The sequence below is a fragment of the Actinomycetota bacterium genome (assembly GCA_035697485.1).
In the GTDB taxonomy this organism is placed as follows: Bacteria; Actinomycetota; UBA4738; order UBA4738; family HRBIN12; genus JAOUEA01.
In genome coordinates, this window is the sequence record DASSCU010000047.1 from 1 (window position 1) to 2,460 (window position 2,460).

At 68.1% G+C, this 2,460-nt stretch carries 2 protein-coding genes; one reads left to right on the forward strand and one right to left on the reverse strand.

Going from position 1 to position 2,460, the window contains the following annotated elements; translation table 11 throughout:
- Positions 1–2,135, reverse strand: a 2,135-nt coding sequence (valS, locus tag VFI59_12040) for a valine--tRNA ligase (GenBank protein ID HET6714425.1), incomplete at its 3' end; no start/stop codon positions are given.
- An 84-nt stretch (positions 2,136–2,219) separates the two neighbouring features.
- Between valS and VFI59_12045 the strand changes: the two genes are divergently transcribed.
- The coding region (locus tag VFI59_12045) for a zinc-ribbon domain-containing protein (GenBank protein HET6714426.1) at positions 2,220–2,460 on the forward strand (241 nt) is incomplete at its 3' end.

Sequence of the window (2,460 nt, forward strand, 5' to 3'; positions counted from 1 at the left end):
GCCTCGGGGCCGTGGCCGCCGTACGCGCGTCCCTTCACCAACTCGAGGTAGTCGTCCGTGAACCCCCAGAAGAAGCGCTCGACGAGCTCGAGCGCCCGGGCGTGCTCGTAGCCTTCGAGCGCGACCGTCGCCTGCTCGACGACGCCGGAGAGCTGGTCGAGCATCGAGCGGTCGAGCGGGTCCGCGATCTCGGCCTCGGTACCCTCGAGCGACAGGGTGAAGCGTGAGGCGTTCAGGATCTTGATCGCGAGCCGTCGTCCGATCTTGATCTGATCCTCTTTGAAGGCGGCATCCAGACCGAGTCGTGCGCTCGCGGCCCAGTAACGGACGGCGTCAGCCCCGTGCTGCTCGAGGAGGGCGATAGGCGTGACCACGTTCCCTTTGGACTTCGACATCTTCTTGCGATCGGGGTCGAGGATGAACCCGCTGATCGCGGCGTCGGTCCACGGAAGCTTCCCGTGGACCAGTTCGGCCTTCAGGACGGTGTAGAAGAGCCAGGTCCTGATGATGTCGTGGGCTTGCGGACGAAGGTCCATCGGGAAGACGCGACCGAACAGGTCCTCGTCCTCCTCCCACCCGCCGGCGATCTCCGGCGTCTGGGAGGAGGTGGCCCACGTGTCCATGACATCGGGGTCTCCGACGAACCCATCCGGCTTGCCGCGTCGATCCTCCGAGTACCCGTCCGGGACGTCGGTGCTCGGGTCGACCGGGAGCCGATCCTCGCTCGGGACCAGCGGGTGGTCGTGATCGGGCACGCCATCGTGGTCGAGCGGATACCACAGCGGGATCGGAACGCCGAAGAACCGCTGCCGGCTGATACCCCAATCCCCGTTCAGGCCCTCGACCCAAGAGGCGTACCGTGCCCCCATGTGCGGCGGGTGCCACCGCAGTTCGCGCCCGCGTTCGAGGAGTCGGTCGCGGAACTCGATCGTCTTCACGAACCACTGCCGGCTGGCGACCACCTCGAGCGGTCGCTGCCCGTTCTCGTAGAACTTCACCACGTGCCGCACCGGCGTCGGCTCCCCCAGCAGGTCCCCCGACCCGGCGAGGAGCTCGGCGATCCGCGTGCGCGCCCGCTTCGAGGTGAGGCCGGCGATCTCCTCCTGCGCCCGGCGAGCCGCCTCGACGTCCCGCGACCTCCATCCGGGCTCCCCCCATCGCGGCGGTGCGATCGTGCCATCTCGCTGGACAACGACTCGGGTGGGGAGCTTCAGCTCTCGCCACCACGTGACGTCGGTGACGTCGCCGAACGTGCAGATCATCGCGACACCGGTCCCCTTCTCGGGATCCGCCAGTTCGTGCGCGACGATCGGGACCTCGGCGGAGAACAGCGGCGTCACGGCCGTCGAGCCGACCAGCGACCGGTACCGGCCGTCGGACGGGTTCACGACAAGTGCGACGCAGGCCGGGATGAGCTCGGGTCTCGAGGTCTCGACCTCCAACGAACCGGAGCCGTCGGCCAGGTTGAATCGGATGCGGTGGTACCGGCCGTCCACCTCTCGGTCCTGGATCTCCGCCTGCGCGACCGCCGTCCGGAAGTCGACGTCCCACATCGTCGGCGCTTCGGCCTGATACGCGATCCCACGACGAAGGAGCCGAAGGAACACGCGCTGCGAGACCCGTCGTGAGCGCGCGTCGATGGTTCGGTACGTCTGGCTCCAGTCCACCGACAGGCCGAGCACGCGGAACAGCCCCTCGAACGCCTTCTCATCCTCGGCGGTCAGTCGTTCGCACAGATCGATGAAGTTCGGACGCGAGACAGCCACCGGCTCGTCCCCGGAACGGTCGAGCGCGTCGAGGTCGAAGGCGGACTCGTACGGCACCGAGGGGTCGCACCGGACGCCGAAGAAGTTCTGGACCCGGCGCTCCGTGGGCAGGCCGTTATCGTCCCATCCCATCGGGTAGAAGAGGACCTTGCCCCGCATCCGCTGGAAGCGGGCGATGAGGTCGGTATGCGTATACGAGCAGACCGACCCGACGTGCAACGTGCCGCTCGCGGTCGGCGGCGGGGTGTCGATCGCGAAGACCTGGTCTCGCGTCTTCGAACGATCGAACCGGTAGATGCCGTCGGTCTCCCACTGCTCGCCCCACTTCGCTTCGAGGCCGTCGATCGTCGGCTTCTCGGGCACGTTCATGCGCGGGAGTCTAAGCGATGGCCGATCGTCGATCGGACGCATCCGTCGGGCTCGGTGTCCGGAGGCGGTCGTAGACTCGCCGCCGTGAATACCTGCGCGGCATGTGGGGCCGAGAATCTCGACGGCGCCCGCTTCTGCTCTTCCTGCGGGGCGTCGCTCGTCCCGTCGTGTCCGACCTGCGGGGCCGAGGTGCCTCGCGAGGCTCGGTTCTGCCCGGCGTGCGGGTCCGCGCTCGAAGAGCTCGAGCCCGCTCCCCCCGGTGAGGACCGGCGAGTGGTGACGATCCTGTTCGCCGATGTGACGAGCTCGACCAGCCTCGGCGAAC